The 12,736-nt window shown below is 49.8% G+C and carries 20 protein-coding genes and 2 pseudogenes; 8 read left to right on the forward strand and 14 right to left on the reverse strand.

The annotated features are described in order from the left end of the window. Nucleotides 1–158 precede the first annotated feature (158 nt). From ACP158_RS02505 to ACP158_RS02525, 5 genes are all read right to left on the reverse strand, one after another. The gene (locus ACP158_RS02505) at nucleotides 159–284 is read right to left on the reverse strand and encodes a hypothetical protein (protein ID WP_424947412.1); all 126 of its coding nucleotides are present in this window, start codon (nucleotides 282–284) and stop codon (nucleotides 159–161) included. Between the two features lie 80 nt (nucleotides 285–364). Next, a complete protein-coding gene (locus ACP158_RS02510) occupies nucleotides 365–646 on the reverse strand; it encodes a hypothetical protein (protein ID WP_424947413.1) in 282 nt (93 codons plus the stop codon). A gap of 208 nt (nucleotides 647–854) precedes the next feature. Then, nucleotides 855–1,250 (reverse strand): phytanoyl-CoA dioxygenase family protein, encoded by a 396-nt coding sequence (locus tag ACP158_RS02515; RefSeq protein ID WP_424947414.1) that lies wholly within the window; start codon nucleotides 1,248–1,250, stop codon nucleotides 855–857. Nucleotides 1,251–1,578: 328 nt separating this feature from the next. Beyond that, the gene (locus tag ACP158_RS02520) at nucleotides 1,579–2,439 is read right to left on the reverse strand and encodes a HalD/BesD family halogenase (protein WP_424947415.1); all 861 of its coding nucleotides are present in this window, start codon (nucleotides 2,437–2,439) and stop codon (nucleotides 1,579–1,581) included. Nucleotides 2,440–2,545: 106 nt separating this feature from the next. Continuing rightward, complete coding sequence (locus ACP158_RS02525) at nucleotides 2,546–2,830, reverse strand: encapsulin-associated ferritin-like protein (protein ID WP_424947416.1); 285 nt, start codon at nucleotides 2,828–2,830, stop codon at nucleotides 2,546–2,548. Nucleotides 2,831–2,851: 21 nt separating this feature from the next. Here ACP158_RS02525 and ACP158_RS02530 point away from each other — a divergent pair, with 21 nt between their 5' ends. Then, nucleotides 2,852–3,184: a hypothetical protein gene (locus tag ACP158_RS02530; RefSeq protein ID WP_424947417.1), complete on the forward strand. Its 333-nt coding sequence runs from the start codon at nucleotides 2,852–2,854 to the stop codon at nucleotides 3,182–3,184. On the opposite strand, the gene ACP158_RS02535 is transcribed toward ACP158_RS02530, so the two are convergent. Together ACP158_RS02535 and ACP158_RS02540 are read right to left on the reverse strand one after the other, a co-directional pair. After that, the gene (locus tag ACP158_RS02535) at nucleotides 3,175–3,585 is read right to left on the reverse strand and encodes an EamA family transporter (RefSeq protein WP_424947418.1); all 411 of its coding nucleotides are present in this window, start codon (nucleotides 3,583–3,585) and stop codon (nucleotides 3,175–3,177) included. The genes ACP158_RS02530 and ACP158_RS02535 overlap by 10 nt on opposite strands. Further along, nucleotides 3,578–3,892, reverse strand: coding sequence for a hypothetical protein (locus ACP158_RS02540; RefSeq protein WP_424947419.1), 315 nt, complete (start codon nucleotides 3,890–3,892; stop codon nucleotides 3,578–3,580). The genes ACP158_RS02535 and ACP158_RS02540 overlap by 8 nt, the downstream gene beginning before the upstream one ends. A gap of 55 nt (nucleotides 3,893–3,947) precedes the next feature. On the opposite strand from ACP158_RS02540, the pseudogene ACP158_RS02545 reads away from it, so the two are divergent. The 6 genes and pseudogenes from ACP158_RS02545 (at nucleotide 3,948) to ACP158_RS02570 (ending at nucleotide 6,990) form a co-directional block, all read left to right on the forward strand. After that, a pseudogene (locus ACP158_RS02545) lies at nucleotides 3,948–4,631 on the forward strand (IS1595 family transposase). Nucleotides 4,632–4,635: 4 nt separating this feature from the next. Beyond that, a pseudogene (locus ACP158_RS02550) lies at nucleotides 4,636–4,980 on the forward strand (TRAP transporter large permease subunit); the annotation flags it as partial. Beyond that, a complete protein-coding gene (locus ACP158_RS02555) occupies nucleotides 4,950–5,252 on the forward strand; it encodes a hypothetical protein (protein WP_424947420.1) in 303 nt (100 codons plus the stop codon). The pseudogene ACP158_RS02550 and the gene ACP158_RS02555, both read left to right, overlap by 31 nt. 228 nt (nucleotides 5,253–5,480) lie before the next feature. After that, entirely contained in the window at nucleotides 5,481–5,828 is a 348-nt protein-coding gene (locus ACP158_RS02560) for a hypothetical protein (RefSeq protein WP_424947421.1), read from the forward strand. A 390-nt stretch (nucleotides 5,829–6,218) separates the two neighbouring features. After that, nucleotides 6,219–6,512, forward strand: coding sequence for a BrnT family toxin (locus tag ACP158_RS02565; protein ID WP_424947422.1), 294 nt, complete (start codon nucleotides 6,219–6,221; stop codon nucleotides 6,510–6,512). Beyond that, a complete protein-coding gene (locus tag ACP158_RS02570) occupies nucleotides 6,487–6,990 on the forward strand; it encodes a hypothetical protein (protein ID WP_424947423.1) in 504 nt (167 codons plus the stop codon). Before ACP158_RS02565 ends, ACP158_RS02570 begins: the two co-directional genes overlap by 26 nt. Nucleotides 6,991–7,161: 171 nt before the next feature. Here the strand turns inward: ACP158_RS02570 and ACP158_RS02575 are convergent, their stop codons facing one another. From ACP158_RS02575 to ACP158_RS02590, 4 genes are all read right to left on the reverse strand, one after another. Then, entirely contained in the window at nucleotides 7,162–7,308 is a 147-nt protein-coding gene (locus ACP158_RS02575) for a hypothetical protein (RefSeq protein ID WP_424947424.1), read from the reverse strand. Between the two features lie 18 nt (nucleotides 7,309–7,326). Then, on the reverse strand, nucleotides 7,327–7,575 hold the full coding sequence (locus tag ACP158_RS02580; RefSeq protein WP_424947425.1) for a hypothetical protein: 249 nt from the start codon (nucleotides 7,573–7,575) through the stop codon (nucleotides 7,327–7,329). A 90-nt stretch (nucleotides 7,576–7,665) separates the two neighbouring features. Beyond that, on the reverse strand, nucleotides 7,666–8,823 hold the full coding sequence (locus tag ACP158_RS02585; RefSeq protein WP_424947426.1) for an AAA family ATPase: 1,158 nt from the start codon (nucleotides 8,821–8,823) through the stop codon (nucleotides 7,666–7,668). A gap of 49 nt (nucleotides 8,824–8,872) precedes the next feature. After that, the gene (locus tag ACP158_RS02590; protein ID WP_424947427.1) at nucleotides 8,873–9,058 is read right to left on the reverse strand and encodes a hypothetical protein; all 186 of its coding nucleotides are present in this window, start codon (nucleotides 9,056–9,058) and stop codon (nucleotides 8,873–8,875) included. Nucleotides 9,059–9,271: 213 nt separating this feature from the next. On the opposite strand from ACP158_RS02590, the gene ACP158_RS02595 reads away from it, so the two are divergent. Then, nucleotides 9,272–9,409 (forward strand): hypothetical protein, encoded by a 138-nt coding sequence (locus tag ACP158_RS02595; protein ID WP_424947428.1) that lies wholly within the window; start codon nucleotides 9,272–9,274, stop codon nucleotides 9,407–9,409. A 104-nt stretch (nucleotides 9,410–9,513) separates the two neighbouring features. Here ACP158_RS02595 and ACP158_RS02600 read toward each other — a convergent pair whose 3' ends face one another. From ACP158_RS02600 to ACP158_RS02610, 3 genes are all read right to left on the reverse strand, one after another. Further along, nucleotides 9,514–10,635 (reverse strand): ATP-binding protein, encoded by a 1,122-nt coding sequence (locus ACP158_RS02600; RefSeq protein ID WP_424947429.1) that lies wholly within the window; start codon nucleotides 10,633–10,635, stop codon nucleotides 9,514–9,516. Nucleotides 10,636–11,214: 579 nt separating this feature from the next. Further along, nucleotides 11,215–11,352, reverse strand: a complete 138-nt coding sequence (locus ACP158_RS02605) for a hypothetical protein (protein ID WP_424947430.1) — start codon at nucleotides 11,350–11,352, stop codon at nucleotides 11,215–11,217. 125 nt (nucleotides 11,353–11,477) lie between these two features. Then, the gene (locus ACP158_RS02610) at nucleotides 11,478–12,608 is read right to left on the reverse strand and encodes an AAA family ATPase (protein ID WP_424947431.1); all 1,131 of its coding nucleotides are present in this window, start codon (nucleotides 12,606–12,608) and stop codon (nucleotides 11,478–11,480) included. Nucleotides 12,609–12,736: the final 128 nt, after the last annotated feature.

Below are 12,736 nucleotides of genomic sequence, written 5' to 3' on the forward strand. Positions count from 1 at the left end.
TTCACCATTACCATTTCAACTCGTCATTGCCCGGCCAATAATAATATGGGCCGGGCAATGACAAATGATAGGTAATGGTGAATTGAGAGGACAAAGGCGCGTTGAGATGCCAATGGCACATTGAGAATAAGAAGTCCGGCTACGCATCCTCCCTGCCGTCATTCTCGCCGGCAGGCGGGAATCCAGACGCGGCGAAGCCGCGATAAAAGGAGTTCGGCTACGCCGAACGGTTTAATAACTGGATTGCCCGGAACAAGCCGGGCAATGACGGGTTGGGGAGACAATGGTGAATTGAGAGGACAAAGGCGAGTTGAGATGCCAAAGCACACGAGAGAAAAAGTCCGGCTACGCATCCTCCCTGCCGTCATTCTCGCCGGCAGGCGGGAATCCAGACGCGGCGAAGCCGCGATAAAAGGAGTTCGGCTACGCCGAACGGTTTAATAACTGGATTGCCCGGAACAAGCCGGGCAATGACGAGTTGGGGAGACAATGGTGAATTGAGAAGACAAAGGCGAATTGAGACGCCAATGGCACATTGAGAATAAGAAGTCCGGCTACGCTGGAGCAACGCCGTTTTAGTGTCACGCTTTGCGTGACAATTATTTACCGTTGTCTTCTCAAAAGGACTCTTTGCCTTCCGATTCACCATTGCCCCCCCGGCCCGTCATTCTCGCCGCAGGCGGGAATCCAGTTAAATATGTCGTCCAGCAAAGCCAGACTCCTTTGCGGCGAAGCCGCGATATTCTATACAGGAATGGCGCGGCGGGAAGCGTGTTGTTCGGCTCTCGCGTCCTGCTCCGCCGAACTACCCGCCGTCCCTGGCGATAAACTGGATGGCGTAACAAAAACGGCGATTAGCACCGCCACACCACGGGAAACTCGGGATGCTCCATCGCGTCGCCCGGATTCAGATGTATTTCTTCAAAGGGCGGCGAAGTGGTCCACGGACGCGTTGCAAAACGCGCATCATCGCCCAGCCAGCGGGAAGAAAACCCGCGCCGGCGGGATTTCAGCCCGGTGGTGGGTGGTGCGCCGTGCACTGCGCGCATGTGAAACGCGATGCAGTCGCCGGGCGCAAGATCCCAGGACAAAATGTCGTATTGTTCACGATGCGCGTCAATGTCGGGCACCGATTCAAATCCGTCCTCGTCTTTGCTGTAATTTTCGTGACTGGCAAACAGGCGCGGATAATACAATACGCCGCTCGCGTGGGAGCCGGCGATAAACTCCGGACACGCACGCTTCGGCACCGCCTCCAACGGCAGCCATAAAGAGCAAAGTTGATCGCCGTAGTCGAGCGCATCAGCCGTGCGGCGATTTCGGCGGTGGGGGAATGTAAAATAAAATCGCGGTATTCATCGATGCGCTGCCAGTTGCAATAGTCATCATAAAACGCGCCGGGGTTGCCGGGGGTGGTATAGACCCGCTGGTATGGACCCGGCGCGGCAAAGTTTTTCTCCACGCCATCGGCCAGTTGATTCAGCCAGCGTTGCTCGAACAAACCGCGCAGACAAACCACGCCATTGCGTTCAAATTCATCCACCACAGCATCCGGCACGGCGGCGGTATCGCTCATCATCATCCCATTACCCGCGCCGATTCCACACCGGCGCGCCCCCAGAACATTTTGCGTACCGCTTCGCTGTTTTGCGCGCCCGGTGTTTCGCTGTAACACATAACCGCCGTCAGTCTGGCGCGGCTTCCACGCACCTTAACTACCCGGTGAATGGTCTGCCGACCGCCGAAAATCAGCAAAGCGCCGACCGTGAACGGCAATTCCACCACGTCGCTACGCTCGCCGTTCAACACATCGGCGACTCGCTCTTTTTCATTGGCGAGCCCGCGTATTCGCGGCACATATTCGAACGCGCCGCCGGATTCCGGCGACTGCAACAGCAAGGTCACGCTGTATTCAGACTCGTCAAAATGCCAGCCATGCTGACCGCCGTCGACAAACACATTGATGGAACATGCGCCAAAGACATCGGCGAAGCGGTGGAATTCGCCCTGGTCGAGGACGGCACCAATAAAGTCTCTGAGCGGGTCCCACAGATACAAGCGGCGCAGATTGGTGTGTTCGACAATCTGATCAAATGCCACCGAACCGACCAGAGTTTGTTGCCGCCGCCGAGCGGCATCATCCGGCGGCAACTCCGGATTATCCGCGGTGAGATAGACGTTGTGGGTGTTGTTGCAGAAATAGGCATCGCCGCTGAGTTCATCGGCCTCGTCGGCGAGCAGTTGACCGGCCTGTGGCAAGACAAACCCCGGTAACATGCACAACCCGGTATCAAGGTATTCCTGCCGGCACCGCCGGGCGAACGCAATCCCTTCGGCCGAGCCAAGATGATTGATCGGATAGCGATCCAAGTTCACCATTTCGGCGGCATCGCCGTTCATCACCGCTTCGGTTTTCATCTTGTCATTTCTCCGATCCATTTCTCCGATCCATTTCTCCGATCCATTTCTCCGATCCATTTCTCCGATCAGGGCGCGCGCGTTTACCGCCGCCGCATCAAAAATTTCTGCCTGTGGCGTAGCACAATCAATGCCCGATTGGACCTTCGCTGAACAACGACTCGCGCAGTTCGCGATCGAGGACATCGTCCCTGCGTCGAATCCATTCCAGCACCATGGCGGCGTGTTCTTTTTCTTCATCGCGATTGTGCGCAAGAATACTCTTCAGTTCCGGGTCTTTGCATGCGTCGACCCGCTGGTTATACCAGTCCACCGCTTCCAGTTCTTCCATTAGCGAAATAATCGCGCGGTGCATGTCGCGAGTCTCGTCGGACAACTCTTCAATCGGTTCGTGATAGCCTTCGTTTGCCATTATGAATACCCTGTTTAGGTGTTGGTTATCGTTTCATGGGAACATCAAGCACTCGCCCCGGCACTCGCCCCGGCACTCGCCGGTTTTTTGGTGGTGATGTGTGCGCCAACGACCACCAGCAGTATACCCATAATCGCGGCGATGCCAAGGAGTCACGCGCAGCGTGACAATTATTTACCGTTGGCATCTCAAAGAGAATCACACTTTGCGATTTACCATTGTCATCCCAACCCGTCATTGCCCGGCCCATATTATTATTGGCCGGGCAATCCAGTCATTAAACCGTCCGGCTACGCCGGACTCATTAATTACGAACAAACATTGCACGCCAAATTTTGCGCGTATCATCCCTGATACGCGCCCTTCGGGCTCGCTTCGCTCGCGCCCAGTCGATTCATGGCGCTCCCGGCGATTTTTTCGTTGTCAGGCAAGGCGCGCGAGGAGCGAGGGAGTGAGCATACATTAAGTATGTGAACGACCGAGTGACGATGCGCAACACCGCATGGCGACGAAAAGGCAAGCGCAATGCGCGTGGTTTTAATATCGGAAAAACCCGCGAAATACATCCATAACAAGAACAGAAAAAAACTGAGCAAGTTGCGCCAGAACACCAGCGCAAAAACGGACAACTCGGCAATCGCAAACTTCACCGCAACCCCGGCCAGCGCAAACATCAAAGCCGACAACAACATCAAACCAATACCGCGCGCTATGTTGCCATCCTGTCCATCCTGCTTCAGGGTCGCTTTAGTCATCCGCGGTATCCGAATACCCCAACTGCTCTAATTCTAATGCAAAGTGATGATTAAATTCCTTGCAAATCTTATCAGTAAAAACATCCTGCCAACGGCCAATCTTTCCTTTGTAGAAAGTAAACGTGTCCGTTCGGCTACATACTCTCATTGCTTCATCAATATCGATCGCACGATTCAGGTGGTCCGCCAACTTTTTAAGAATCTGCCTTTGTCTGGCTTCACTCCCTCCAGCACATTTTCCGGCCAGATCTTCATATCGAACGGTCAGTACCGAAGGATGGTTGATTAACCACATGCTCTCGCGCATTGCGGCCTTTCCGGGAAATAGTGGATCACGAATCGCATACCTAATTGTGCTATAAATGAAAAACAAGTATGTCATCCGTTGCCGAAATTCCGAGAAGAAATTCAGGGCGATCCTGCGGCTGTTTTGCCTTGATATCTAGGCTTGCAAAGTCGCTCAAATCACCGGCATCTCTGGCCCAGCGACCAACCGATTGTATACTCAAATCAGACAACACATTGCCGAGCAATGCGAACTCGTCAGCCCCTTTGATGAGGGCGCGGTGGAACTGGACGAAATCTACTTCGGTCGACGCCGAGTGCGCGGCAAGCGCGGACGTGGTGCCGCCGGCAAAGTGCCGGTATTTGGCATGCTCGGGCGTGGCGGCAAGGTCTATACGCAGATCGTCAAAAACTGCTCTGTGGCTGAAATACTGCCGATTATCAGGTAAAAAGTCGGACCGGACACGGTCATTTATACCGATGGATTCAAAACCTACGATGGGCTCGCCGACTTTGGATATAAACGACATTACCGCATCAGACATGGGCACAACGAGTTTACACGAGGTAGCAACCACATCAACGGAATTGAGAATTTTCGGGGGCTGTGCAAAGTGCGCCTTACCCGCTTCAGGGGCATTCATAAACAGACCTTTTACTATCATCTGAAAGAGTGCGAGTTTCGCTTCCATACACGCCACGAAAATAGGGATCAATATCTGCTAACATCTATCCGAAATCGACCGCTTAAAGTATCTTGAACCCATTTTATTTATGATTATGGCATTGATATTTATCCTCGGTTGGCCACTCGAATGGGTGCCGATTGTGCTGATCATTATTCCCATCCTGCTGCCGGTGGTCGAACAACTCGGATTCGATCTGGTCTGGTTCGGCATCCTGGTGGCGGTGAATCTGCAAACCGCCTGGCTATCGCCACCGGTGGCGCTCTCGGCGTATTTTCTCAAGGGCGTAGTCCCGCAATGGGATTTGAAGGACATCTACGCCGGCATGATGCAATTTATGCTCATTCAGATCATCGGCTTGTTGCTGATTATATTTTTTCCGCAGATTGCGTTGTGGCTGCCGGGGTATTTATACGGGAACTAAATCGCCTTGCTGCCACCGTCGCCCTGAATTTCGCCCCGCTTTCGCATCGTAACCGTTTAGAATATGATATAATCCATTTTTTACAAACCCTTGCTCAGGGGGCTAAAACGATGTCAGATTTGCAACTCAAAGCAGAATGCGTGCGCCAACAAATGGCGGAGCACAGTAATGAAGTTACGAGCTTCAATAAATTTTTCGCTACGTGTGGAGTAACCCCGGACGAGGAATACAAAGTTTTGGAAATTCTAGGAATAAAACCAAAGGACACCTAGAGACGGTCGGTCTGCCATGGAGCAGGCGCAGGTCTGGGCTGACGCGAACCCAGAAATTTGGGGCAATGAGGGCGGGCTGGTTTTGTTTAGTGGAGCCCATGCCTACGGCGGGGCGGAAACGCTTGCAGAGGCGGTCAAGCACCTTGAAGGTGTCCGGGATAGGCTGCCGAAATGACCACCGCCACTCCACTTTACTTTAATCCCCGCAATAATCAGAGGAAAATTAAAATGAAAAAAATTATATTCTCGGCATTGCTGATTTTATCGTCCGCCGCGATAGCGGGCTACGAGGATGCCGATAGGGACTCTCTTGAAAAAGCGGTTGCGGTTTTTGAAAAGCAGTCCGTTTATTTTGCGGCGCAATATCCAGCCGCTACATCCAATCAGCGCAAGTGCGTTCTGCTTATCAATTATTTAGGGGTGGCATCCACGGCGCACGGAGAGGCTATGTATTTTGGCATGTATTATCCCGACCTTTTCACTTCCAGCGGGATGAAGGCGGCGGCCGAAGCCATGAATGAGGTGGCGGATAAAACATTGATGGAGATAAGGGCGGTCGGTTGTGCGCTTGACTAACACCATGCGAATTAAGGGGATACAACACTTAATTATGAACCTACGGGTAGTGATGGGGTTTCCTAAAACCGCGGAAAAAACCCTTGGGAGAATACTAACAAAGAATAAAGACTAGGCAAAGCAAACAAGGCTGATAATTAAGTGTTGTGTCCCCTTAATTTTCCCTTAATTCTACGCTTGTGACCCGCTCGGATATGCACTGGTCGTTCATGCGCAAGCGCGTGATGTGGAGATGGCGTTGATCGAAATTCGCCAGGATTTAATCGAAGACCACGATGGGCAAGCATGGGCGGCGGACATTTTGCACCGGGCGTTGGCGCCGTTGCTGGATTATTCGGCGGTGTAAAAAAATATGGTTAAATAGCCATATCTGTGCTATTCTCTGGATATATGCCAAGCGCAAGTTTTGAATGGGATGAAGGTAAAGACCGTGAAAATCAGAAAAAGCATGAGGTGTCATTTCATCAGGCACAATACGCTTTCGCCGATGAGAACCGCGTAATTGCCGAGGATGGTTCCCATAGCCAACATGAAAAGCGGTATTTTTGTTTTGGCATGAACCGAGATGGCACTGGTGTCCTGACGGTGCGTTTCACATACCGACATAACCGCATCCGCATATTGGGTGCGGGCTATTGGAGAAGGGGGAAGAAAATCTATGAGAAAGCAAATCCAGTACGCTGACGAACCAATTGGCGATATCAAGGTTGTCGCCGATTTTCTGCCATCGCCCAGAGAACTCAAATTCAAGGGCGAAAATACCAAGGTGACCATTTCCTTGAGTTCGGAAAGCATCGCTTACTTCAAGGCCGAGGCCAAAGCGAATCATACGCAATATCAAAAAATGATTCGGCAGTTGCTTGATGTATATGTTGCCCGTCACAAAACGCAGACCACGCCATCTGGCATTGGCGAACCGTGCCAAGCGGAGATTGCCACGCCCCGGTCAATTTCTTGTATTTACAAAGGTAAAGAAATATCGATCGATGATGCTCTGGAGATTCGTAAAAAAACCAATGGGCATTTGTCCAATGAAACCTTTAAGTGTGTTTCGTGCAAACGGCCGGTTCGCCCGCACATGTCGGGAGGGCGTGCTGCCGCCCATTTCGAGCATCGCAAAGGCAATGATTGTTGCCCTTTAAGTTATCGCCACCGGCCATAGACTGATGTTTTTTGTTAATTTGTTAAATTAAGGGGACACAACACTTAATTATGAACCTGCGGGTAGTGATGGGGCTTCCTAAAACCGCGGAAAAAACCCTTGGGAGAATACTAACAAAGAATAAAGACTAGGGCAAAGCAAACAAGGCTGATAATTAAGTGTTGTGTCCCCTTAATTCTCTCGGGAATTATATACATAAATTTGCGGCGGCGTGTTAATTGCGCTTGTCTTTTCGTCGTCGTGCTGCGGTGCGGATGTGTCACGCTGGCGGCTACGCCGCTCTGGATTGCCCGGCCAATAATAATATGGGCCGGGCAATGACGACTCTTTAATTCGTCATTCTCGCCGCAGGCGGGAATCCAGTTGAAATATGCCGTCCGGCGTAGCCGCGGGAGTAAGGAGTTCGGCTTTGCCGAACGGTTTAATGACTGGATTGCCCGGGACAAGCCGGGCAATGACGGGGTGGGGGGCAATGGCGAATCGGAAGGTGATGATTCCTTTTGAGACGCCAAAAGCAATCGGGGATAAGGAGTCACGCTGCGCGTGACAGATATTTAACTGGATTGCCCGGAGCAAGCCGGGCAATGACGGGTTGGGGGGTAATGGTGAATCGAAAGGACAAAAGCGCGTTGAGAAGCCAAAGCAACCGAGAAAAAGTCCGGCCGAGTTGGACTATTAATTTTGTATATGTTCTCGTTGTTTATCGAGTACATATCTCATCAAACTCGGAATGCCCGCCTCATATAAATCTGTGTCCGGCGGATTCCAAATAAACTCATGGCGAGCCAAGTCCCTCAAAACCTGCGATTCGTATCGCTCGTCTGATTGATTGTCCGGCAATGCGTCTTTGATGGCTTTTTCGAGATCTACTTCTTTAAATCTTGACTGGTCTTGAAATATCGCTGCGCAATCTGCAGCGACTTTTAATAACCCATCATCTTTCAATCTCCGGCGGCGGCTACTATAAAAGCCCAGCCGGACGCTCTCAACTCTTGTCTTTGCCGCCGTGACTTCCTGATAAGTCAGTTTTTGCAATTCTTTTTCCTTTGCCAGATCCCAAAGGGCTTCGCCCCAAAGTTGAATGAAGTAAGGATAGTGCTGGCTGTCTTCAACGACCGGCGCAAGGGTGTTGTCGTCGATTTTTATGCCATGTTCATTTAACGGTTTTACGATGGCATCCGCAGTAGCCTGCGCATCTAATCGTGCAATGCCCATTTTCTTGGAGCGTTCAACAAAACTAGCCCCCACTGTGGTCAAGAAATGTGACAAGCCAGGAGTGCCGGCGAGAACCAGCAAAAAGGGTGCTTCGTTTTGTACCTGTTGGCTAAGGTTTAACAAAGCGAGACATTGCTCCGGCTCCATGGTATGTGCTTCATCCAACAGAAACACCAAAGGATTTTTTTTACATTCAGAAATCAAATCCTTTAATAGTGCTTGGTTAGGGGCGCCTTTTTTCGTCCAAGTACCAGATAAGAATCCCTTAACTCCAAATTCCATTTTATCCGGCGGTAAATTTTTCAACCAATCATCAGACAATAGAAACCCCCACATCTCTGCCGGATTTTTTAATTGATTAGGAGTCGCCGAACTTGTACGTATAGGATTATCTGTCGTGCCGTACTCTTTAACTTCATTTTTTAACCAATTAAGCAGCACCGTTTTGCCCATACCCCGGGGCCCATACATAACTATGTCGGCATCGGGCGACCTTCCGGCAGATATTTTTGCCAATATCTGCCTGAATTGACCCTGCTCATTTTCCCGACCGGCAAGATAAGGCGGGAGTTGCCCAGTCCCGGGTGTAAACGGATTCAAACCTTCAATCTGTGTCATAACCAACGCCTCATTTGCTATTTAATCTCAGTCAGAACACCAACTAACCTTACATAGTATACTCTTTTTTTTTATGGCATTTCGGCGAAGCCGCGAGAATAAGGAGTTCGGCTGCGCCGAACGGTTTAATAACTGGATTGCCCGGAACAAGCCGGGCAATGACGGGTTGGGGGACTATTAATGCCGTCACGCGTAGCGTGACTCCTTCCTGCCGGCGAGAATTGTATAGGCTCATTTATTTGCTGACAGTTTTTCCTCATCCTCGCTGCAAGCGGGCATCTATTTGAATAAACAAAGCCGGCGCGCAATGTTTGTTCGTAATTAATGAGTCCGGTCAAACCGGGCTTTTTTGCGCGTATCATCCCTAATACGCGCCCTTCGGGCTCGCTTCGCTCGCGCCCAGTCGATTCATGGCGCTCCCGGCGATTTTTTCCGCCTGCCGGTGAGAATGACGGCAGGGATGTCATTGTCCAATTCGCCCCCAACTCGTCATTGCCCGGCCCATATTATTATTGGCCGGGCAATCCAGTTAAATATGTCGTCCGGCGTAGCCGGACTCCTTTTATCACGGCTTCAAAGTGGATAAGTCACGCTGCGCGTGACGACACTAACAGTCCGGCTACGTCGGACACAATTTTTTGGGAATTATAGTCATGTTTAACCCTTGGCAACTAAGCACAGTTCCTTTAATCAAGGTCCGAGATCAAGGTCGCTATTGCCATTTTTAGCAGGGATTTCTTGGTTTGGTTTTGATGATCTTTCTTGCACATGCTCGCGTTGCCGGTCCAGGACATATTTCATCAAACTCGGGATGCCCGCCTCATATAAATCTGTGTCCGGCGGATTCCAAATAAATTCATGGCGAATAATCGTTTGCAGATGCTCATTAACTGATTGTGTAGCAGGTGAATCGACGGGTGAATTATCTGCAATAACATCTATGAGCGTATCCATTGTGGTTGTTTCCGTGTCTTGGAATATTGTTGCAATAGCAACAGCCGCCGGCAGCAACCCAAGATCGCTTAATGTTTTTCTGCGTTTTTCATAAAAGTTTAACCGGCGGTTCTCAACCTTTGTTTCTGCTTCGGTAATTTCTTGTGATGTTAGTTTTTGCAGGTCTTTTTCCTTTGCCAAATCCCAAAGGGCCGCGCCCCAAAGTTGAATAAAGTAAGGATAATGCTGGCTGTCTTCAACGACCTGTGCGAGTGTGGTGTCGTCTATTTCTATGCCATGTTCATTTAGCGGCTTTACAATGGCATCTGCTGTGGCCTGTGCATCCAAACGGCCAATGCCGATCACATCGGAACGCTCAACAAAACTGGCGTTCACCGTGGTCAGGAAATGTGATAAGCCGGGAGTGCCGGCGAGAACCAGCAAAAAGGGGGCTTCGTTTTGTACCTGTTGGCTAATGTTTAACAAAGCGAGACATTGCTCTGGTTCCATTTTATGGGCTTCATCCAACAGAAACACCAAAGGATTTTTTTTACATTCAGAAATCAAAGTGTTTAAAAGGATTTTATTAGTAGGGGATTTTTCCTTCCATGTCTTGGCGAAAAATACCTTTGCATCAAATCCTGCTGTTGTTTCACCCGACAATAACTTTTCCTTCCAACCTTCATCAGACAATAGAAAACCCCATATCTCTGCCGGATTTTTTAATTGATTAGGAGTCGCCGAACTTGTACGTATAGAATTATCATTTGCTTCGCCCCTTTTGGCTTCATCTACGAGCCAATTCAGCAGCACTGTTTTGCCCATGCCCCGGGGCCCATACATGACCATGTCGGCGGCAGGAGAATCTCCATCAGCCATATCTGCTAATATCTCTCTAATCCGACCCTGCTCATTTTCCCGACCTGCCAGATAAGGCGGGGTTGCTCCTCTACCCGGCCTAAACGGATTCCGTATTTTTTTAGGTGTCATAACCAACGCCTCATTCGCTATTTAATAGGTTATCAAAACAACCAACTAACTCTTGCAGTGTATACTCTTTTTATGGAATTTCGGCGATTTTTTGCGCCTGCCGCGAGAATTGTATGTGTTCACTAATTAACTGCCCGTTTTGTTCCTTTCCAGTGGTATTTTAGCACCGCCCTCTCGGCCGTCATTCTTGTATAAGCTCACTGTTTCGCTGACGGTTTTTCTCGGTTACTTTTGGCGTCTCAAAGAAAGTCACACTTTGCGATTCACATTATCTCCCCAACCCGTCATTCTCGCCGGCAGGCGGGAATCCAGTCTGTTGTTCTCGCCAACGGCGAGAACCCAGAACTAAAAAACCATGAGAGTAACTAATACCGTCATAATCCAAACCATATCTCCAGACCGTGATTCCTTTTGAGATGCCAAAAGTAAACGAGAAAAAAAGCCCTGTACGCCGAACTATTAGTATCATTACGCAAGCGTGACGCACCGGGCGGCTTGCGCCGCCGCTCTGGATTCCCGCCTGCCGGCGAGGATGACGTGTTGATTGGGAGTGGTAAATCGGGCGAGAATGATTTTTTTTGGGGAATTATCTACATGTTTAACCATTGGTAATTAAGCATAATCGCCATAAATCAACGTCCGAAACCAGGATCGTCATTACGACCTTTAGTAAGGGCATCCTGATTCGATTTTGATGCTGCCGGTGATGCCTCTTGAATATGCTCTCGCTACTAATCCAGTATATAAGTCATCAGACTGGGAATACCGGGTTCATATAAAGTCATCTGCGGCGATCGCCAGACGAAATCATGTCGAATAAACGTCCGCAGATGTTCATTCACTGACTGTGTAGTAAGTGAATCAACAGGTAAATTATCTGCAATGACTTTCTTCAGCACATCCCTCGTAGTTGTTTCCGTGTCTTGAAATACTTTTGCAATAGCAATAGCCGCTGGCAACAGTCCAAGGTCGTCTAATTTATCTTTGCGTTCTCCATAAAAGTCCAGCCGGACGCTATCAACTCTTGTCTTTGCCGCGGTGACTTCCTGAGAAGTCAATTTTTGCAGTTCTTTTTCCTTTGCCAGATCCCAAAGGGCCTCGCCCCAAAGTTGAATGAAATACGGATAATGCTGGCTGTCTTCAACGACCGGCGCAAGGGTGTTGTCGTCGATTTTTATGCCATGTTCATTTAACGGTTTTACGATGGCATCCGCAGTGGCCTGTGCATCCAGGCGGCCAATGCCAATCTTGTTGGAACGCTCAATAAAACTGGCGTTCACCGTGGACAGGAAATGTCGCAAGCCGGGAGTGCCGGCGAGAACCAGCAAAAAGGGTGCTTCCCTTCGTATCTCCTGGCTCAGGTTTAACAAACCATTGCACAAGCCCGCATCCATGGTATGCGCTTCATCCATCAGAAATATCAGGGGACTCTTTTTACATTCATTGACTAAAGTATTTTCCAGCACTTGATTGGCCGCGCCCTTTGACTCCCAAGTGGCAGATAAGGCACCAAGTCCAGCAGTCAACTCGTCGGGCTTCAAACGCTTCTTCCAATCCTGAGACAACAAGTAACTCCATAGATCCGTTGGGGATGTTAATTTATTGGGAGTCGTCCAACTGGTACGTATGGGATTATCCTTCGTGCTGGCCTTTTTGGCTTCAATTTCGAGCCAATTCAGCAATACTGTTTTTCCCATGCCCCGCGGGCCATACATAACCATGTCGGCGCCAGGCGACCGTCCGGCAGACATTTCTGCCAATATCTTCATGAGCCGACCCTGTTCATTTTCCCGACCAGCCAGATAAGGCGGAGATCCTCCGCTACCCGGATTAAACGGATTCAAATCTTTGATCAGTGTCATGATGGATTTCTCATTCGCTATTTAATACTCAATTCAGAACAACTAGCTAACCTTTGTATAGTGTACTCTTTTTATGAGGTTTCGGCACTTTGCTACATAATCGCCATAAATCAACGTCCGAAACCAGG

This window comes from Candidatus Spongiihabitans sp. (assembly GCF_965247905.1).
Taxonomy (GTDB): Bacteria; Pseudomonadota; Gammaproteobacteria; order Arenicellales; family Poriferihabitantaceae; genus Spongiihabitans.